This window comes from Barnesiella sp. An22, assembly GCF_963931395.1.
GTDB classification, from domain to species: domain Bacteria; phylum Bacteroidota; class Bacteroidia; order Bacteroidales; family Barnesiellaceae; genus Barnesiella; species Barnesiella merdigallinarum.
In genome coordinates, this window is record NZ_OZ007014.1 from 3,119,811 (window position 1) to 3,139,582 (window position 19,772).

20 protein-coding genes and 2 tRNA genes are annotated in these 19,772 nt (G+C 47.9%); 14 read left to right on the forward strand and 8 right to left on the reverse strand.

Annotated features, from left to right (window positions below):
- Nucleotides 1-334 precede the first annotated feature (334 nt).
- Nucleotides 335-2,533, reverse strand: a complete 2,199-nt coding sequence (locus ABGT88_RS12985; protein ID WP_346702521.1) for a leucine-rich repeat protein — start codon at nucleotides 2,531-2,533, stop codon at nucleotides 335-337.
- A gap of 187 nt (nucleotides 2,534-2,720) precedes the next feature.
- Nucleotides 2,721-3,068: a 50S ribosomal protein L19 gene (rplS, locus tag ABGT88_RS12990; protein ID WP_025278994.1), complete on the reverse strand. Its 348-nt coding sequence runs from the start codon at nucleotides 3,066-3,068 to the stop codon at nucleotides 2,721-2,723.
- A gap of 268 nt (nucleotides 3,069-3,336) precedes the next feature.
- On the opposite strand from rplS, the gene ABGT88_RS12995 reads away from it, so the two are divergent.
- Genes ABGT88_RS12995 through ABGT88_RS13005 form a run of 3 tightly spaced genes read left to right on the forward strand, consistent with a single transcriptional unit; the run spans nucleotide 3,337 to nucleotide 7,986 of the window.
- Nucleotides 3,337-4,215: a bifunctional UDP-sugar hydrolase/5'-nucleotidase gene (locus ABGT88_RS12995; protein WP_346702523.1), complete on the forward strand. Its 879-nt coding sequence runs from the start codon at nucleotides 3,337-3,339 to the stop codon at nucleotides 4,213-4,215.
- A gap of 15 nt (nucleotides 4,216-4,230) precedes the next feature.
- A complete protein-coding gene (locus ABGT88_RS13000; protein WP_346702525.1) occupies nucleotides 4,231-5,001 on the forward strand; it encodes a 5'-nucleotidase in 771 nt (256 codons plus the stop codon).
- Between the two features lie 6 nt (nucleotides 5,002-5,007).
- Nucleotides 5,008-7,986 (forward strand): glycoside hydrolase family 3 N-terminal domain-containing protein, encoded by a 2,979-nt coding sequence (locus tag ABGT88_RS13005; protein WP_346702527.1) that lies wholly within the window; start codon nucleotides 5,008-5,010, stop codon nucleotides 7,984-7,986.
- Here ABGT88_RS13005 and ABGT88_RS13010 read toward each other — a convergent pair.
- Nucleotides 7,974-8,744: a porin family protein gene (locus ABGT88_RS13010; RefSeq protein ID WP_258327494.1), complete on the reverse strand. Its 771-nt coding sequence runs from the start codon at nucleotides 8,742-8,744 to the stop codon at nucleotides 7,974-7,976. The two genes, ABGT88_RS13005 and ABGT88_RS13010, sit on opposite strands and share 13 nt — an antisense overlap.
- Before the next feature lie 161 nt (nucleotides 8,745-8,905).
- Here ABGT88_RS13010 and ABGT88_RS13015 point away from each other — a divergent pair, with 161 nt between their 5' ends.
- Nucleotides 8,906-9,073, forward strand: coding sequence for a DUF362 domain-containing protein (locus ABGT88_RS13015; RefSeq protein ID WP_087408926.1), 168 nt, complete (start codon nucleotides 8,906-8,908; stop codon nucleotides 9,071-9,073).
- 294 nt (nucleotides 9,074-9,367) lie between these two features.
- On the opposite strand, the gene rpmA is transcribed toward ABGT88_RS13015, so the two are convergent.
- The 3 genes from rpmA to ABGT88_RS13030 form a co-directional block, all read right to left on the reverse strand.
- Nucleotides 9,368-9,631 carry a 50S ribosomal protein L27 gene (gene rpmA, locus ABGT88_RS13020; protein ID WP_025278985.1) on the reverse strand — a complete coding sequence of 88 codons (264 nt, stop codon included), beginning with the start codon at nucleotides 9,629-9,631 and terminating at the stop codon, nucleotides 9,368-9,370.
- 21 nt (nucleotides 9,632-9,652) lie between these two features.
- A complete protein-coding gene (rplU, locus tag ABGT88_RS13025) occupies nucleotides 9,653-9,988 on the reverse strand; it encodes a 50S ribosomal protein L21 (protein WP_087408927.1) in 336 nt (111 codons plus the stop codon).
- Between the two features lie 225 nt (nucleotides 9,989-10,213).
- A tRNA-Pro gene (locus tag ABGT88_RS13030) sits at nucleotides 10,214-10,287 on the reverse strand.
- 164 nt (nucleotides 10,288-10,451) lie between these two features.
- Between ABGT88_RS13030 and ABGT88_RS13035 the strand changes: the two genes are divergently transcribed.
- From ABGT88_RS13035 to ABGT88_RS13050, 4 genes are all read left to right on the forward strand, one after another.
- Nucleotides 10,452-10,524, forward strand: a tRNA-Phe gene (locus ABGT88_RS13035).
- Nucleotides 10,525-10,767: 243 nt separating this feature from the next.
- Nucleotides 10,768-12,000, forward strand: coding sequence for a site-specific integrase (locus ABGT88_RS13040; protein ID WP_346702530.1), 1,233 nt, complete (start codon nucleotides 10,768-10,770; stop codon nucleotides 11,998-12,000).
- A gap of 3 nt (nucleotides 12,001-12,003) precedes the next feature.
- A complete protein-coding gene (locus tag ABGT88_RS13045) occupies nucleotides 12,004-12,378 on the forward strand; it encodes a hypothetical protein (RefSeq protein ID WP_346702532.1) in 375 nt (124 codons plus the stop codon).
- A gap of 96 nt (nucleotides 12,379-12,474) precedes the next feature.
- Nucleotides 12,475-13,599 (forward strand): Fic family protein, encoded by a 1,125-nt coding sequence (locus ABGT88_RS13050; protein WP_346702534.1) that lies wholly within the window; start codon nucleotides 12,475-12,477, stop codon nucleotides 13,597-13,599.
- Nucleotides 13,600-13,674: 75 nt separating this feature from the next.
- Here the strand turns inward: ABGT88_RS13050 and ABGT88_RS13055 are convergent, their stop codons facing one another.
- A complete protein-coding gene (locus ABGT88_RS13055; RefSeq protein WP_289523873.1) occupies nucleotides 13,675-13,977 on the reverse strand; it encodes a helix-turn-helix domain-containing protein in 303 nt (100 codons plus the stop codon).
- 33 nt (nucleotides 13,978-14,010) lie between these two features.
- The gene (locus ABGT88_RS13060; protein WP_117969134.1) at nucleotides 14,011-14,322 is read right to left on the reverse strand and encodes a helix-turn-helix domain-containing protein; all 312 of its coding nucleotides are present in this window, start codon (nucleotides 14,320-14,322) and stop codon (nucleotides 14,011-14,013) included.
- A gap of 858 nt (nucleotides 14,323-15,180) precedes the next feature.
- Here ABGT88_RS13060 and ABGT88_RS13065 point away from each other — a divergent pair.
- The 6 genes from ABGT88_RS13065 (at nucleotide 15,181) to ABGT88_RS13090 (ending at nucleotide 19,764) form a co-directional block, all read left to right on the forward strand.
- Nucleotides 15,181-15,546, forward strand: a complete 366-nt coding sequence (locus ABGT88_RS13065; RefSeq protein WP_346702537.1) for a MobC family plasmid mobilization relaxosome protein — start codon at nucleotides 15,181-15,183, stop codon at nucleotides 15,544-15,546.
- Nucleotides 15,543-16,463 (forward strand): relaxase/mobilization nuclease domain-containing protein, encoded by a 921-nt coding sequence (locus ABGT88_RS13070; protein WP_346702539.1) that lies wholly within the window; start codon nucleotides 15,543-15,545, stop codon nucleotides 16,461-16,463. Before ABGT88_RS13065 ends, ABGT88_RS13070 begins: the two co-directional genes overlap by 4 nt.
- 85 nt (nucleotides 16,464-16,548) lie before the next feature.
- Nucleotides 16,549-16,749 (forward strand): helix-turn-helix transcriptional regulator, encoded by a 201-nt coding sequence (locus ABGT88_RS13075; protein WP_075317913.1) that lies wholly within the window; start codon nucleotides 16,549-16,551, stop codon nucleotides 16,747-16,749.
- A 4-nt stretch (nucleotides 16,750-16,753) separates the two neighbouring features.
- Nucleotides 16,754-17,788, forward strand: coding sequence for an adenine-specific methyltransferase EcoRI family protein (locus ABGT88_RS13080; RefSeq protein ID WP_346702542.1), 1,035 nt, complete (start codon nucleotides 16,754-16,756; stop codon nucleotides 17,786-17,788).
- Nucleotides 17,789-17,793: 5 nt separating this feature from the next.
- The gene (dinD, locus tag ABGT88_RS13085; protein WP_346702544.1) at nucleotides 17,794-18,651 is read left to right on the forward strand and encodes a DNA damage-inducible protein D; all 858 of its coding nucleotides are present in this window, start codon (nucleotides 17,794-17,796) and stop codon (nucleotides 18,649-18,651) included.
- A 3-nt stretch (nucleotides 18,652-18,654) separates the two neighbouring features.
- Nucleotides 18,655-19,764 carry a DUF262 domain-containing protein gene (locus tag ABGT88_RS13090; RefSeq protein WP_346702546.1) on the forward strand — a complete coding sequence of 370 codons (1,110 nt, stop codon included), beginning with the start codon at nucleotides 18,655-18,657 and terminating at the stop codon, nucleotides 19,762-19,764.
- Nucleotides 19,765-19,772 lie beyond the last annotated feature (8 nt).

Genomic DNA, 19,772 nt, shown 5'->3' on the forward strand with positions numbered 1-19,772 from the left:
CGCCGCTCGGCCCGAGGCTGTCGACCCGGGGCTGTCAAATTGTCCTGCACCTCACCGGTTTACACCGCCACAGCCTCACCGGCCATGCTGCCAACCCGGCCCCTTGCATAGACGGTGCAAAGATAGTGCAAACCGCGGGCATCGCAAAATTTATTTCAATTCGTTAAGGGACAGAGCCTGTTTTCTGCCCTTCACCCGAAACGGCATTGCGCTCCCGACCTCAAACCCACACCCTTGAACAGACTCAGCCTCGAGCCAATCGCACAAAAAGCAGGGGCCCTGCACACCATCGGCAGAGCCCCCATATCGGATTGAAACGAATTGACCCGAGTCGCTACCGTTTCACAATCTTGTAACTCTTGTTCTGGATGCGGCACAGATATACACCCGGTTTGAAGCCGGCCATATCGAGCACGGTCACACCCTCGCAAGCCTGGGTCGAGAGAACCAGACGGCCGGTCATATCGTACAAAGCCACGGTTGCCTCCGGGGTAGCGCCCTCGATATGCAGCAGATCGTTCACCGGGTTGGGATAGAGAAGTACGGGCTCGGCTGCCACCTCTTCTACACCACTGACATAGCGCACCGACACATGGCAGGTAGCCGACAACCCGTCGCTCGTCGATACGGTAATATCGGTTTCGCCCTCTTTATTCGAATGGACCACACCATCCTTATTTACCGTAGCTACCTCTTCGTTGCTGCTCTTCCACGTCAATCGGTCAAAATTAGCCTGCTCGGGATAGACGGTAACCGACAGCGAAAGATACGATGACGGGGTCATCGCCACGCTGTCCGCCCCATTGAACGTCAACTCCGCAGGCACCACATCGGGGAATGTTTCTATAACCTCGAATGCGCTCCACGGCAACGTGTTGCGATAAACCTCTTCGGCCGATGCCGGAACCCTCAGCACACCACGCAACAGGGTAACCGCCGAAAAGGTAGACATCCCGGCTTCCGGAGGCGTAGTGCTCATACACGTAACGGTTTTAATATTGCCACACTCCGACCAAATCATATCTGAGGCATCATAAACAAAACTGCCAAACGTAAGATCGGTCAATGCCGGCAGCTCGAGAAAGAGTCCGCTCGAGGTAGGTCGTCCCACATACAGGCTTCGAAGATGGTCACACCCCCAAAACAGCGGCCCGTTGTCGGCATCAAGCGTTTTATTCGTATCCGCAATCCTGGCTACCTTCAACGAGTCGTATAACGACAGAGCCGAAGATTGGTACCGAGAAATCGATTCGGGGATTTCCAGCGAATCCAGCCCCCAACCGGCAAACGCATATCGCTCGATATCGCCCACGAAATTGTCGAGATTCAACTCTTTCATGCTCGAGCAGTAGGCAAAAGCAAACTCTCCCACACTCGAAATCTTGCCTTTAACGGTTAGCTCCGACAAGCCCGAACAATTATAGAATGTCGAATCGCCTATCTCCTCTATCGATTCGGGCAATACCACCTTCGACAATTTCTTGCAATTGGCAAAAGCCGCCCACCCTATCGACTGCACCGACTGCGGAATATCCAAGTCCAGATTCTCACATCCCAAAAAGGCCCTTATCATAATTTCGCTCAACCGATCGGGAAGCTCCAGTCGGGTCAAACTCGTACAGTTCTCAAACGCATCGATACCTATCGACTCGACCGACGAGGGTATATTCACCTCTTCCAAACTACGGCATCCCAAGAAAACATAATGAGATATTTCCTTTAAAGACTCCGGCAACGAAACCTTGCGCAAATTGACACAATCTCTAAACACCCCCATCCATAAAGTTTCAATCCCCTCAGGTACCGTAACTTCCTCTATACCTTCACATCCTCTGAAGGCCTCCGAGTCGATAAAAGTTACCGTTTGGGGAATATCGATTACCTTTTCCTTATTCCACGGAAAGCAGAAATCAAGATGGGTCATGCTCTTGTTATACAATACATTGTCCACAATAGCCAAAGCTGCATTCGCCTCATCGACCGTTACAGACTCCAACGCATCGGAACCGTCGAACGCATGCCTATCGACCTGATATACGCCGGCCCCTAAATGCACATGGGCCAAGCTGGGGCAGTTGTTCAAACATACACCCACCTTCCTGATGGTAGGAGGAAGTATCAACTCTTTCAGATTGGGGCATCCGCTCAAATTGGGGACCTCGGTCAACGAAGCCGGCAAATCTATGGTTTCGATGGCACAACCCTCTATCCCCTCTACCGTCCGTACGGTATTGGGCAACGTGAGACTGGTCACTCCGCTAAAATCATATTTCGAAACCTTCACCCCGATTACGGGTCTCTTCTTTCCATAAAACTCATACGGATTCACTACACTGTCGGCCACAACCACATCACCGCTATACGTATGATGCACCGTTTCCCGTCCATCCAGATATTGCGAGATAACCCACACCTCATCGTCTGTATTGAGGCCATACAAGACACCGTTCGAACCAAACGTCGCCCGATACTGAGCATACGACGGCAACAAAGCCAGCGCTACGGCTACAAGCAACCCTACTACTTTTTTCATAGCTATTCCTCCAGTTAATGATTTATATACAAAGATAATTGTTTTTCTTTAATTAACAACTCTACAAGCCCCTATTTATGGGGATTTCGTAATATTATCATTATGCCATCCTCCCCACCTCGTAACTTTAAAACATAAAAACCGCACCGATTGCTCGATGCGGTTTTTATATGCCTCCAAAAAGAGATTAAACTCTCTTCTCTTTGATACGGGCTTTTTTACCGGTGAGTGCACGCAGATAATACAATTTGGCGCGACGCACTTTACCACGACGGTTGATTACGATCTCTTCGATGAACGGCGATTCGATGGGGAAGATTCTCTCTACACCCACGTTGCCCGACATCTTACGAACCGTGAAACGCTTTTTGTTACCGTGACCCGAGATGCGGATAACGTCGCCGCGGAATTGCTGGATACGCTCCTTATTTCCCTCTTTGATACGGTACGATACGGTAATCGTGTCACCACTGCGAAAATCGGGGTGCTCTTTACCGCATGCGAATGCTTCTTCTGCAATCTTAACTAAATCCATTTTTAATAGCTATTTAAAATGTTCATACTGAAACGTAATATAACAGGCCACTTTTCCTGCCAGAGATTACGAAAAGCGGTGCAAAGTAACAACTTTTTCGGCACATAGCCAAGAGATACCCGCTTTTTTTACTCGACAACAGGCTTCTGCTGAAGATAAAAACAATCGAGACCGATAAATTTCATACTCCCCGTTTGATATATCCTCTCTAAATTTGTAATTTCGTCCAATCGAAACAACAAATTATTCAAGAATATACACGCAATTTATGGTAAAGAAAATCATTGGAATCGCGGCTGTTTGCCTCTCGGTGGCCTTCTGTGCAGAGGCTCAGCAAGGGCGTATCGTCATTCTACACACCAACGATACCCACAGCCAAATAGAACCTTTTGCCCCTTCACACAAGACGTATGGCGACTTGGGCGGCGTGGTGCGTCGCATGGCGGTCATCGACAGCATCCGCAACGCCGAGCCCAACGTGCTGCTGGTCGATGCGGGCGACGCCATTCAGGGTACTCCCTACTTCAATTTGTTCAAAGGCGATGCCGAGTTTGAGGCGATGAATGCCATGGGCTACGACGTGCGCACGCTGGGCAACCATGAGTTCGACGCCGGCATGGAGAAACTGGCCCAACTGATCAAGGGCTCGACGGCCGATTTCATCTCGACCAACTACGACCTGTCGGCTACCCCGCTGGCCGGTCTGGTGAAGCCGTGGGTCATCCGTGAAATAGGCGGCTACAAGGTGGGATTCCTGGCGCTGAACGTCAACCCCGAGAACCTCATCCCGGCCGAGTCGTGCCAAGGGGTGGTATTCCACGACCCCATCGAAGCGGCCAACCGCACGGCCCGATTGCTCCGTGAGAAGGGGGCCGACCTCGTGGTGGTGCTCTCGCACCTGGGATATACGGCTCAAGAGAAGAGCGACACGACCGACCCGCAGGTGGCTGCGGCCAGCACCGACATCGACATCATCATCGGCGGCCACTCGCATACCGAGATTAACCCCGAGAAAATCGACGCCACCCCCGACTCCACACTGCGCTACCGTGTGAAGAACAGCCAAGGGCGCGACGTGGTCATTGCCCAAACCGGCATGAGCGGAGCCTACCTGGGCTGCATTACCATTGATCCCAAAAACAAATAATCAAGCTGCACACTCATGAAAACGACTTACAAACATACCTGCTGCATACTCGCGGCCGCCTTGTGGCTTCTCTCGGCCTGCACGGCTTCGCGACCCGAATTTGACATCACCTCCCGACTGATTCCCGTCGATGCCCACTGGAACCAGACTCCCGAGCCCCAAATGGAGGCTATCGTGAGCAAATACAAAACGAGCGTCGACAGCGTGATGCGCATCGTCATAGGCACCTCGAGCCAATACATGGAGCCCAAACGGCCCGGCTCGCTGCTGACCAACCTCTCGGCCGACATCATCAAGAGCGAGGCTCCGTCGGTATTCGGGCAACCGGTCGACCTGGCCATCACCAACATCGGCGGTATCCGCAACCCATTGATGCAGGGCGAAATCACCCTCGGCGAAATCTACTCGATATTCCCCTTCGACAACACGCTGTGCCTCATTAAACTGAAGGGGAGCGACCTGCGCGACCTCTTCGACATCATCGCCTCGCGAGGCGGCGAGGCCGTAAGCCACGAGGTGCGCATGACCATAGCCGACGACAAAGCCGCCAACCTCACCATCGACGGCGCCCCCCTCGACGACAACCGCATCTACTCGATAGCCACCATCGACTACGTGGCCAACGGCGGCGACCACATGACCCCGTGTCTGAAGGCTACCGAGCGGAAAAACAGCGCCGCCTTCCTGCGCGACGTGGTCATCAACTACATCGAAAAAGCGACTCAGGCCAAACGCGCCATTTCGGCGCTGGACGAAGTGCGCATCACCCCGGCTAAACCTCAATAACGCGATATGAAACACTCTGTTGTCTGCACGGCGATACTCCTGGTTCTCTGGCTCCTGCCTGTCCAAGCGGTCGAACCTCATCTGTTGCAAAAGGCCGACCCGCAAAAAATGGAGCAATGGACCGACTCGGTATTCAACACCCTCACCCCCGACGAGCGCATCGCCCAACTGTTCGTCATCACCGTGCGCAACAGCGATACGCCGCAAAACCGCCAGTCGTTGAAACGGCTCGTGCAGGAGTTGAAAATTGGCGGCCTCCTCTTCGATGCCGGCACCGCCACCGACCAGGCCACACTCACCAACTACTGCCAATCGCTGGCCCGGGTGCCGCTGCTCATCACTCTCGACGGTGAGTGGGGGTTGGCCATGCGCCTCTCCGACACGCCCCGATTCCCGGTGAACATGATGCTGGGGGCTATCCAGAACGACTCCCTGCTCTATGAATATGGACGCGCCGTGGGCCGCCAGTGCCGCCGCATGGGCATTCAGGTCAACTTTGCCCCGGTGCTCGACGTCAACAGCAACCCCCGCAACCCGGTCATCGGCAAACGGTCGTTCGGGCAAGGGCTCGACAACGTCTCGACCAAAGCCATCGCCTATGCCCGCGGACTCGAGGCCGAGGGGGTGATGGCCGTAGCCAAACACTTCCCGGGTCACGGCGACACCTCGGAAGATTCGCACAAGACCCTGCCCCTCGTACCGCACAGCCGCGAGCGGCTGATGCAGGTCGAGATTGCCCCCTTCAAGCGGTATATCGACAGCGGACTGTCGGGGCTGATGGTGGGTCATCTGAATATTCCCGCACTCGACGATTCGGGTCGACCGGCCTCGCTCTCGCGGGCCATCACCCACGACCTGCTGGGCGATTCGCTGCAATTCGAGGGGCTTGTCTTCACCGATGCCCTCAAGATGAAAGGGGCATCGACCTTCGGCAACACCGCCTTGCTGGCCATCCAGGCCGGCAACGACATCGTGCTCAATCCGCTACGGCCCGAGGCTCAGCTCAAGGCCATACGCGAAGCCATCGACCAGGGGAAAATCTCGCAAAGCCTCATCGACGAGAAATGCAAAAAGGTACTGCGATACAAATATGCGTTGGGGCTGGCCCGGCAAAAGTCGGTCGACCTGGAGGGGCTGATGGCCGACTTGAACGCTCCCCGATACGAGGCGCTGAACCGCCGGCTCAATGCCGAAGCGCTCACCCTGCTGCACAACCGGCACCACACCCTCCCCATCACACATCTGGACAAATCGAGAATTGCGGTCGTATCGGTGGGTAGCGATACAAAATCGGTATTCCAAACCACCACGAAACTGTATGCACCACAGCCGGGACAGTTCGACGACTCTACCGACCTGACCGTCCTGCTCGACACCCTGCGCCACTACGACCGGGTGATTGTGGCCATCCACAGCGACAAGACGCAATACCGGGCCCGCATCGGTCGCCTCTGCCAGACCGGCAAAGCCATTGCCGTCTGCTTCCTCTCGCCCTACCAGATGAACCGGTTGAGCCACGAGCTGGCCCACAACCGGGCCCTGCTGCTGGCCTATGAAGATACGCCGCTGGCTCAGGAGTATGCCGCACAGGCCCTCTTCGGCGGCTGTGCTATCCGGGGCAAACTGCCCGTCAAGCTCGAGGGCTCGTTCGACGAAGGCGATGGCCTGCGCACCGAGAAGTGCCGCCTGGGCTACACCCTGCCCGAGTCGGTAGGCATGGACAGCCGGGTGCTGTCGAAGGTCGATTCGATTATTGCCGAGGGCATCGCTCACGAGGCCTTCCCCGGCTGCCAACTGGTCGTAGCCCGTCAAGGCGAGGTGGTCTGGAACAAGGCCTACGGCTATTTCGACTACGAGACTCACGCCCACCCCGTCGCCACCGACGACCTCTACGACCTGGCCTCGGTATCGAAAGCCACCGGCACCCTGCCTGCCGTGATGAAAGCCTGTGACGACGGCGACATCGTGCTCGAAAAGCCCATGAGCCACTACTTCGCACCGCTGCGAAACAGCGACAAAAAGGACCTTACCCTGCGCCAGGCCCTGCTCCACGAGACCGGCATGCGCCCCTCACTGCAGGTTTCGGCAGTACTCATCGATCCGCAGAGCTTCACCCCGCCCCTGTTCAACCGCCGGAAAGATGCCACCTACTCGATACCCATCGACGGCTGCACCTTCGGCAACCGCAACGCCCGGTTGCGTTCCGACCTGCTCTCGACCCGGCAGTCGGCCCAATATCCCATCCAGATAGCCCGCGACCTCTACGGTTCCGCATCGCTCCCCGATACCCTCATCGCCCGCATCATCGACACCAAGCTACGTCCCACGAAACGCTATCTGTACAGTTGCCTCAACTTCATCCTGTTGAAAGAGACGGTCGAGAGTGCCACCGGGATAGCCATGGACCGCTACCTGCAAAAGCATATCTACGGACCGCTGGGCATGGGCACCACAGGATACTGCCCGGCCACCCGATTCCCCATCGAGCGGATTGCCCCCACCGAAAACGACCTCTTCTACCGCCACCAGCAGCTCGACGGCTATGTGCACGACGAGACGGCCGCCTTCTTCGGCGGTGTGCAGGGCAATGCCGGACTCTTCTCCTCGGCCAACGACCTGGCCAAGCTGTGCCAGATGTGGCTCAACCACGGCAGCTACGGCGGCGAGCAGATATTGTCGCCCGAGACCGTGCACCGCTTCATGACCGAAAAGAGCGCCACCAGCCGCCGCGGACTGGGATTTGACAAACCCGACACGAAAGAGCCCGACAAAAGCCCCACCGCACTCGAGGCATCGCCTGCCACCGTCGGCCACCTGGGCTTTACCGGCACCTGCTTCTGGATAGATCCCGAGCAACAGCTCATCTACATATTCCTCTGCAACCGAGTCTATCCCTCGCGGTTGCACAACGCCCTGTCCGAGCTCAACATACGGCCCGAACTCTTCTCGGTTATCTACAACTCTATCGAGGATTATTCGAAATAAAACGACAAGACCACCATGTTTGAGGTCGCCTTCTTCAGCGATTGAGTATACTTGATGTCGGCCGGATCGCGCAGGTCGTTGCGTTTCCGGTTGATAACATCGGTCAGCCCGAAGCAGAACTTCAGCTCGGGAATCAGTTTGAAATAGGGAAGATAGAGGTCACACCCGATACCGATGGTCAGATAGCCGTCGAAGGTGTTCAGCTTGAGGAAATCGTTCCGCTTCTTCGACACGTCGGCCGTAGCCATCACCCCGCCAATCAGGTAGGGCCGGTAGTTGTTGCACCGTTCGGCACTGAATTTCAGCTCGACGGGCAGCACGATATAGTTCGACTTCAAGTCCTGCGTCTGAGTCGCCTGCGAGTTCGACTCGCGGTATTTCACCACCTTGTTGCCAAAGAATATGCCCGGCGACACCCGCAGGTTGAGGTATTGGCACAGATAGAGGTCGGCCATGAGGTTCACGTTGAAACCCGGCGAAAAATCGGGAATATCCATATACCAACTCTCTCCCCCCTCGGTCACGAAGCCCGAATGCACAAAAGTCATATCCTGCACATGCGTACCGATGGAGAAGCCCAGATGCAGCAGCTTGTAGTCGGCATAGGGCAAATTCTGCACCTTGCGAGGTTGGGCCCACACCGTGCCGCCAGCCAGCGACAAGAGCGCTACCACCCCCACGCACCAACGCACGACCGACTTTCGCCCACGAAATATCGGCCGCCCCACAGAGCCTCTATGTAACCATCGTTCCATCATCGGGTAACTAATTATCAAACGGAAAAACAACGGGGTTATTGTTTCGCAAGAATTCTATTTACGCCAGAAAATCTCTCCTCATTTTTTTTGCAATCGCAATAAAAGTACTACATTTGTGGTGCAATTAGATCTAATTATTTCAAACTAAAAACTAAAAAACAATGGCTTACGTAATTAATGACAACTGTGTTGCTTGCGGTTCTTGCATTAGCGAGTGCCCGGTAGAAGCTATCTCGGAAGGCGATATCTACAAAATCGATCCCGAAAAATGCTTGAGCTGCGGAACTTGCGCCGAGGTTTGTCCTAACGACGCTATCCACGAAGCATAAGAAGCACACACGTGAAAGATTAAAAAAGGGTCTGCATCACACCGATGCGGGCCCTTTCGTTTTATCCACCGCCGGCATCGGAGAGGGAGCAACCATTGCATTCCCCGTCCCCCCCCCACATACGAGAGCAGCCACCACCGCCGGCATAGGCACATCACCGACACGCACAGCACCACTGCCATACCACACTCCATCCACGAAACCCGCGCTCTGCATTCCCTCCCGTACAAAAATAAAAAACGTGACTGCTCTTGCGAGCGGTCACGCTTTCTATACATAGGTTATAACTCTTTATTAGTTATTGTCTGCCGGTACAACCGATACATACGAACGGTTCTCTTGACGTTTGCGGAATACTACCGTACCGTTTACCAAAGCGAACAACGTGTGGTCTTTACCCATACCTACGTTCTCACCCGGGTGATGTACTGTACCTCTTTGACGTACCAAAATGTTTCCGGCTTTGGCATATTGACCACCGAAAATTTTGATACCCAATCGTTTGCTTTCCGATTCACGACCGTTCTTAGAACTACCAACACCTTTCTTATGTGCCATTTTCTTAGAAGTTTAATAGGGTTAAGCAACAATTTCTTTAACTAACACTTCGGTGAAATACTGACGGTGACCGTTCAAGCGACGATAACCTTTTCTTCTTTTCTTCTTGAAAACAAGAATTCTTTCACCTTTTACGAGGCCTTTCTTACCGTATCCGTCGTTCGAAACAACCTCACATACGACCTTCGCACCTTCTACGGTGGGAGTGCCTACGGTTACTGCTCCGTCTTTGTCAACGAGCAATACTCTGTCAAATTCGAGAACGGCGCCATGCTCTGCTCCCAAATAGTGGACAAACAACTTCTTTCCGTTTTCTACTTTGAATTGTTGTCCTTGAATCTCAACAATAACGTACATTTTTACTTTTTATTTTTACGTTTATCTCTGCCGGGCGGGGCCAACCGTAGCACCTCTTTTTGAGCCCATATCAGAATCAGCCCACAAAATTACAACAAATATTTGGCTCTCACAAGCATTCGGCCCATTTTCTCCGAAAAGAAATGCAACAGCCGCCCCTCCCCGCCAACCGGGTTTAAAACAACAATCGCAACCACTTCGATTTCAAGCGATTGCGATTGCAAGTCGGGGTGAGACGACTCGAACGTCCGACCTCCACGTCCCGAACGTGGCGCGCTAACCAACTGTGCTACACCCCGCACTTTGTTTTGCGGGGACAAAGATACATAAAGTTTGAGAAAAGCAAAAATGATTCCCTAAATTTTCGCGTTTTTCTTACCAAAATCTCCACCATTTTCATTTTTGTGGCAAAAAATTAGGAGGATAATAAAAAATAGTTCTATCTTTGCACACGCAAAACCAAGGTGCCATAGCTCAGATGGTAGAGCAAAGGACTGAAAATCCTTGTGTCCCCGGTTCGATTCCTGGTGGCACCACTTTGAAGAAAAGCAAAAGACGGTAAAATCCTGATTTCCAAGCGAAATCGGGATTTTTTGTTTTCCCCAAGCACGCAAAAAACGGCAAAATATTACCGTTTGAGGTGGAGCAAAAGGTGGAGATAAAAGGTGGAGCAAAAATCTCCACCGAATTAGAACCTTTCTCACTGATTTTCAATGTTTTGCGTATCAAGAAAACGTGGTCGGTTTCCTACTTTTGTCCAAACTAAAAACTGTAGGAAAATGAAAAGAAGTTCATTCAATGTGCTTTTCTTCTTGAAGAAGACCAAGCTGCTGAAAAACGGAGAAGCATCCGTTTGTATGCGTATCACTGTAGATGGTACGCGAGTTGAAAACAACATCCGCAAAAGCATTGACCCGTCTCTCTGGAGTCAGGCTAAGGAATCCGCCAGAGGCAAAAGCCGCAAGTCATGTGATCTGAATGCCTATATCGAAAATGCGAGAATCAAATTACATCAGATTTTTTGTGAGCTGGAAGAACAGAACCAGCCTATAACGGCACGTCTGTTACAGGAAATATTTTTCGGACAGGACAAAGAACCGGAAGCGGTACGCACCCTTATCGGTACCATGCAGGAGCACAATGACCAATGCCGTGCCTTGGTCGGTAAAGACTACGCCCTGATTACCGTTCGCCGTTATGAAAGCTGCAAGCGCTATCTTGCCGAACTTATCAGACAGAAATACGGAAAGGATGATCTGCCGCTGGCGGAAGTCAACGGTGAGCTGGTACGTGCCTTTGAATTTTATTTGAAGACTGAAAAGGAATGTCAGCAGAATACTGTTATCCGTTATATGAAATGTCTGAAGAAAATTACCAATTTGGCACTGGCCAATGAATGGATAGCCAAAGACCCGTTTATCGGTATCAAGTTCCACGAAAAAGAAGTAATCCGTGAGTTTCTTACTATGGATGAGCTACTGACCATCTACCACAAGGAATTTCCTCTGGAGCGAATCACCGTAGTCCGTGATGTTTTTATCTTCGCCGCCTTTACCGGTCTGGCTTTCATTGATGTGCAACAGCTTTCCCCTGAGCATATCGTAAAAGACAACAACGGAAACCTGTGGATCAGGAAGCCACGTCAGAAAACAAAGAACATGTGTAACATTCCGCTGTTGGATATTCCTTTGGAAATCCTGAGAAAATATGCAGATTATCCTACCTGCAAAAAGAAAGGAGTATTGCTGCCTGTTCCCTGCAATCAGAAGATGAACAGCTACCTGAAAGAGATTGCCGACTTGTGCCAGATAAAGAAGAACCTGACCACACACACTGCCCGTCACTCGTATGCTACATCTGTCTGTTTGGCCAATGGAGTCAGCATTGAGAATGTAGCCAAAATGCTCGGTCACTCCAATATCAAGATGACGCAACACTATGCAAGGGTACTCGACAGTTCCATTCTGAAAGATATGAATAATGTAAGGGATATACTTTCAAATTGCCTATAGCTTATGAAAAGAGACATTATCCATATAATGGAGGACGGCAGGATTGTTATTCCTGCTGTCCATCCTGATAAGATTCGTATGGACGAAGCCGAATTTGTCGGCTTGTTCAATGTAGTTGCACCGACTTTAAGGGCTGCGAAAAGAAGAATATATAAACTTGGGATATTGCAACCATTCACCGCAGAACAACGTATTCCGTTAAAAGAGGGGTATCAGGTAGTCTATAACTTGGAAATGATATTTGCGCTTGCCTTTCAGATTAATACTTATCCGGCCCAACAATTACGTGAGTATATAATCAGCAGACTGTTTCAATCTGAAAAGTCAATGATTATCTGCATGATGAATGGTAATCATAAGTCATATCTAAAATGCTGATAAATATTGATTTCACTATTTCATGCGGATAATAAGCCGCAAAATTTGCGGTTAATTATCCGCAAAACCGTATATTTGCAAAAAACAGTGATGCCTATGTATATACATGAACATAAAGAATGGCCTTCCTTTTCGTGGAACAAGGAACTTGTCGGTGAGAAGCTGAACAAGGTAAACAAAGCTGTCGGTTATCTGATGGGACGCCTTAGTGTAATCGGTTTTAACGACAAGATGTCTGCCGTAGTTGAATCCATCTCTCATGACATCATTGCATCATCAGAAATTGAAGGAGTGGAATTGAACAATGAACAGGTACGTTCATCTGTAGCCCGCAAACTCGGAGTACAACTACCGAATCCGACCGAATCCTCACGATATATAGACGGAGTAGTGGAAATGGCACTTGATGCAACCGTCAATTTCAACAGTCCGCTTACCCATGAAAGACTCTTCGGCTGGCACAACTGCCTGTTTCCTACCGGATGGAGCGGTCCGACGAAAATAGATGTAGCCCGATACCGCAGTGGAGATATGAAAGTTATTTCTGGAATGTTCGGCCGGGAAAAGGTACATTATGTAGCTCCTGCTCCTGAAAGAATAGACGAAGAAATGAATCGGTTTTTGGACTGGTTCAATTCAGATTCACATAACGGCTATGTAAAATCGGCGATAGCCCATTTGTGGTTTGTCTGCATCCATCCTTTCGATGACGGAAACGGACGAATCGGACGAGCCATTGCTGATATGGCACTTTCACAGGCCGAAAACTCAAAGATGCGTTTTTTCAGTATCTCACATCAGATAAACAAGGATAAAAAACAGTATTACGACATATTGGAGAAAACACAGAAGGGAAATAGCGAGATTACTGAATGGATCATCTGGTATCTTGACTGTCTGCTCCGTTCTGTCGAGCAATCCGACGAAACATTGTCGAAGGTTCTTAACAAGGCCATATTCTGGCAAACCCATGCCGAAACAGCCCTGTCCGAACGACAACGTGAAGTCTTGAATTTATATTTGGACGGTTATCCCGGCAAACTGACGGCTAAGAACTGGGCAAAACGTGTAAAGGTATCACCGGATACAGCAGCACGCGATATAAAAGATTTGGTGGAAAAAGGTGTGCTGGTTCCTCAGCAGGGGCGGGTTCGTGACGTATTCTACGGAATCCGGTGCAGTGACTCTATCCTTGTCATCCCCATGCCTGAAGATTTATAATTGTTCATCATACAAGCATAAAGGCTGTGTGACATCGGTTCATCAAAACCGGCACACAGCCTTTATGCCTATCTTTTATTTACCACTCATATATGCTTCCCGATAATTCTCCTGAAGCATTTTCTCAATATCACTCTCCCGGTAAAGGATTTTACCTCCCAACTGGTAATAGGATATTCTCCCTTCATTACGATAATCCTGAAGCGTGCGTCTGCTCAGTTTCAATTGTGCCGACACTTCCTTGTCGGTCAGGTAGCGTTCGCCGCCCAGTACGGGACGGTTCCCGACCGCCAGATTCTCAATCCCGACCAGCATACGGTCAAGACTTCTCATGATACGGTGTACCCATTCTCTGCTGTCTGTTCTCAGTTCACTCATTTTATTATGGATTTAGTGGTTATTGCTTAACTGTTATATGTTGCGACCTCTGTAATGAGCTTCTTTTCTTCTGTCCTCAACTTTCTTGACGATACCCTGCACATCTTCCGGCTTATAGAATATCTTGTGATTGATTTGAGAAAAAGGCAGGGTACCGTTATCACGGAGTGTCTGCAGGGTGCGGGGCGAGATGTTCAGATACCGGCACACGTCCTGATTGTCCATCCACTTGTGCAGCGTCCTGTCGTTCTCCCGGTTGCAAATTTCCATGACACGATGCTCAAAGTATTCAAACTTACGCACCAATTCCTCAAACAGTTGTTTTTCTATTCCTACAAATTCCATATCGTTTCCTTTTTTGTTGATTGATGTTTATTCTTTTTTCGTTGTTTGCGACAAAGAAAAGCCATATATTCTGAAAGGCAATGGTTTCCGCTTAACTGGCAGCATGTGGCGCTGATCATCCTAGTTATGAGGTCACATTCATATCATTTTTCTGCAAATATTCCTACATTCAGGGACTCCATCCAATAATGAATTACAGAATAAAAGATCTATGAACCTGATTCAATAAATGTCCATAGCAATGGATAAGGAATGGGTTATTTCCATGTAACCTTACTTCATCACTTTTCCAAACCATTGATTAGATAAGGAAGCAAAGAAGTGTTCCTTCAATAATTCACAGACATGAATATTTACTACAGTACGACAATACGACATTAAGTCAGTAAATATTCAAGTCAATAAATCAGTAACTGTTTGAATCCCCAGTTCATTGTTTCATCAAACAGGAAAAGTACTGCATTCCACACCGATTGCCCTATATGCAAAGTGCAATAGGCCACATTGTTGCCACATCCCGACCAACTGTTTGACTATTGGAAACTTATATTCTTTTTTTGCCAGACAATTCATTCCGAGATATATCGGAACATGGCAAACAAAATGAGAAAACAAATGATGAACAGAAACGGAAAAACAGGCCTGTCCCCTCCATAAGATGATACAGACAACGGTATTATTTCTCCCCAATTTATAGGAAGCATATTCAGAGACGCTCAAAATAGCGGGACTCTGATCTTTAGTGGAGCAAGTTTGTGTTTCGGGCAGACCGAAACCGCTTGCTTTCACTACTGGACGCAGTGAGAGGTTCATCCCGCTGGTCTAATCAGTACATTCATTTTATACAATAGTCAACAGATGGAAAAGAGACAGAATACAGAAAGAAATAACAAGGGCGGTCGTCCTCCCAAGAGTACGACCGACAAACTGAAATACCGTGTTACCGTGAAACTGGCGACACCGGATTACTATACACTGAAAAGCAGGGCAAGAAGCGCAGGCATATCGGCAAGCGAATACCTGAGGGAATGTTTCCGTAAGGGATATGTACGGCAAAGACTTACAGCGGAACATTCCGACTATATCCGTAAGCTATGCGGTATGGCGAACAATCTGAACCAGCTGGCTCATAAGGCAAATGCCGGAGGATTCGATACGGCAAGGCTGGAATGCCGTGTACAGGTGGCAAGAATCGAAGAACTGCTGAACCACATCCTGCTATGATTGCGAAGATTGTAAAGGGCAGCGGATTCCGTGAGGTTACCGGTTATATCATTGACAGTAAAAAGGATGCCAGGATTATTGCACATGCCGGTTTGTTCATTGAGGATGTTGCTACAATAACAAAGGCTTTCGAAGCACAGGCCGGCATGAATCCGAAAGTATCCAGACCGGTCGGACACATTGCACTGGGATTTTCCAGAGAGGATGAAAGCAGGCTGACCAGCCGGATTATGGCAGAAATAGCTTTGGAATACATGGGACGGATGGGCATAAGGAACACACAGTTCTTTATAGCCAGACATTTCGACAAGGAGCATCCCCATATACATATTGCCTACAACCGGATAGATAATGACGGCAGGACCATATCCGACAAAAACGAGCGGTTGCGGAGTGCACGCATCTGCAAGGAACTGACCTTGAAATATGGTCTTCACATGGCCAAAGGCAAGGATCATGTCAAGACTGAACGCTTAAGGGAACCGGACAAGACAAAATATGAACTTTACAGTCTGCTTAAAACGGAAGTCAGAAAAGCAGGAAACTGGAAGGAACTGATTGCCGGATTAAGCGAAAAGGGAGTGGATGTACGGTTCAAATACAAGGGAAAATCCGATGAAGTACAGGGTGTCGTGTTCATCATGAACGGCTATTCCTTCAGCGGTTCCAAGATTGACAGACAGTTCAGCTATTCCAAGATAGATGCCGCGTTAAAGACACCGTCATATTCGGAAACAGAAAGACAGATAGCTGTTCAGAGTGAACCAGCATATCAACAGGAACCGCATGGCTATGAATTATACAGCGGTTCTTTAGGTCTGTTCACACCTAACCCGCAACCGAAACAACCTGAAGGTTATCCGGACGATTATTTGAGAAAGAAGAAAAAGAAAAAACAACGTAAAATAAGATGGTAAAGTATGAAAAAAATATTTCCGCTATATATGTTTGTTTCATATATAAACACTATATTTGTATTATATACCAACAATGCGGTCTATAATGGAAAATTTGAATAGAATAAAAGTCGTATTAGTAGAACAAAACAAAACGGGAAAGTGGTTGGCTGAACAACTTGGAAAAGATCGTTCCACCGTTTCTAAATGGTGCTCCAATAAGATTCAACCTGATTTAGCGACCTTGTCTAAAATTGCAGGATTGCTAAATGTGGATATTAGAGAGCTATTAAATAAAAGCATGTAAAAGTATGGCAAATAAAAATCTAAATAAGGCAAAGGAAGCAAAGAAAGATGAGTTTTATACTCAGCTTGATGATATCAATAATGAGCTAAAACATTATCGCGAACATTTTCGTGGTAAAACTGTATTATGTAACTGTGATGATCCACGAGTAAGTAACTTCTTTACCTATTTTGCATATAATTTTGAGTTCCTTGGTTTGAAAAAGCTGATTACTACATGCTACAAGAACCAGAATATGGATTTATTCAGCCAAAACCAAAGTGAACAGGCTGTATATCTAATTTATGAAGGAGACAAGAATGGAAATCATACTCCGGATGCAAATGAAATAGGAGTAATGCCACTGAAAGGAGACGGCGACTTTAGAAGTAAAGAGTGTATAGAATTACTCAAAGAAGCAGACATTGTAGTTACCAACCCTCCATTCTCATTATTTAGAGAATATGTTGCTCAACTGATTGAATATGACAAGAAGTTTTTGATTATAGGACATCAAAATGCAATTAAATATAAAGAGATATTTCCACTAATCCAACAAAACAAGTTATGGCTTGGTTACGGATTTAAGGGTGGTGCAGGACATTTCATTTCACATTACGAAGATACTGCTACTGCTGGAGATCATCGTGAAGGAATGATTCGCGTGTCTGGTGTTACTTGGTTTACAAATCTTGAAATAAAGAAACGGCACGAAAACTTAATCCTTTATAAGCACTATACTCCTGAGGAATATCCTAAATTTGAGAATTTTGATGCCATTAATATAAATCGTACAGAAGATATTCCTTGTGACTATAATGGTGTCATGGGGGTTCCTATTACATTTATGGATAAATATAACCCAGAACAATTTGAGATTCTTGGGGTAGGTATAGCAGGACTAGGATTGGCTGCTGGTGTCAAACCATATAAGCCTGAACATAAAAAATACCGTAAAGAAATTCAAAAACGAGGTGCTGTTGATGGAGATTTGTATATGATGAATGGAGAGGAAGTTGTTGTTCCATATAGTAGAATCCTTATTCAAAGAAAAAAATAAGAACTATGAAAGCCGAAGAAATAATAGAACTATTCCAGCAATTTGAATCCATCGCCAATGAATACGAAGGTGTGGAATGCTGGAGTGCAAGAGAACTATCTACCTTATTGGGTTATGCTCAATGGCGTAACTTTGGGAATATCATAAAGAAAGCAAAAACAGCATGTGAAAATGCAGGTCAAGAAACAACATACCATTTTGCTGACGTCAGCAAAATGGTCACGCTTGGTTCTGGCTCTGTACGTGAGGTAAATGACTACATGCTGACGCGATATGCCTGCTATCTTATAGCACAAAATGGAGACCCCCGCAAAGCACAAGTAGCATTTGCACAAAACTACTTTGCTGTACAGACACGCCGAGCAGAATTGGTACAAAAGAGGATATTGGAACATGAGCGTGTTGTGGCACGCAACAAATTAGCTGAAACGGAAAACCGCCTGTCTGGCATTCTTTATGAGCGTGGCGTGGATAACAAAGGATTCGGCATTATCCGTTCTAAAGGCGACAAGGCATTATTTCATTTAGACACAGCATTATTAAAGCGTAGATTAGGCGCTCCTGACAATCGACCTTTAGCAGACTTTCTCCCAACAATCAGTATCAAAGCAAAAGATTTCGCTGCAGAAATGACTTCAGTGAATGTACAACAGAAAGATTTGCATGGCCAAGAACAAATAACCCGTGAGCATGTAGACAACAATGCTGCTGTAAGGAATATGCTGCTTCAACGTGGAATTGTTCCGGAACAGTTGCCACCGGGAGAGGATGTAAAAAAGGTAGAACGGCGATTAAAATCTGAGGAAAAATCCTTGACCAAGAAACAAAGCACAAGCAAAACTTCAAAAAAAGGAAAGGAGTAAGATATGCAGATAGAATTGAAATCAATAAAAATTGCAGATCTTATTGATGGTTATGTCAATGATCCGGATACAGGTGTTAAAGGCTACCATGGAAAGTTGGATATACGCCCACCTTATCAGCGTGAGTTCCGTTATGATGAAAAGCAACAACAGGCTGTAATAGATACTATACTTAAAGGGTTTCCTCTCAATATCATGTATTGGAGTGTGGATGATAATGGCAATTTTGAAATGATCGACGGACAGCAACGTACTCTTTCAATCTGCGGATTCTATACCCATGACTTCAATATAGTTGACCCTAACCGAGGTACACTTTATTATTCAACACTTACAGCTGAGGAAAAAGAGAAATTCCTCAATTATGAATTAACAGTCTATTTTTGTGAAGGAACTGATAAGGAAAAGTTGGATTGGTTTCGTGTAATCAACATTGCTGGAGAAAAACTTCTTGACCAAGAATTATTAAATGCAGTTTATTCTGGACCTTTTGTAACTGACGCACGTAGACACTTCTCAAAGAACGGTTGCCCGGCATATAAAATGGGGGCAGATTTTCTGAACGGAAATGCAATAGAACAAGCATATTTATCCACAATCTTAAAATGGGCAGCTCGTCATGACGGTGTAGAGAGTATTGACAAGTATATGGCTTTGCATCAGTTTGATCCAAATGCCAATAAACTTTGGGCTTATTTCGTATCAATCATCACATGGATACGTTCTACATTTGTTAAGTACCGCCGTGAAATGAAAGGTTTGGACTGGGGCGAAATGTTCGACAAATATGGTGATGGTGTCTATGATACCGCTGCGTTGGAAAAACAAATTCATGATTTGATGGAAGATGATGAAATCATGAAAAAATCCGGTATTTACCGTTATGTCCTGAGCGGTGATTTACGTGATTTAAGTTTCCGTACTTTTGATAAAAAACAGAAACGTGAAGCCTACGAACGCCAGAAAGGTATTTGTGTACATTGTGGAAAACACTTTGAGCTGGAGGAAATGGAAGCTGATCATATCACACCATGGAAAGAAGGTGGTACTACTGTGGCTGAGAATTGCCAGATGCTTTGTAAGAATTGTAATAGAATAAAAGGAGGGAAATAATATTTATT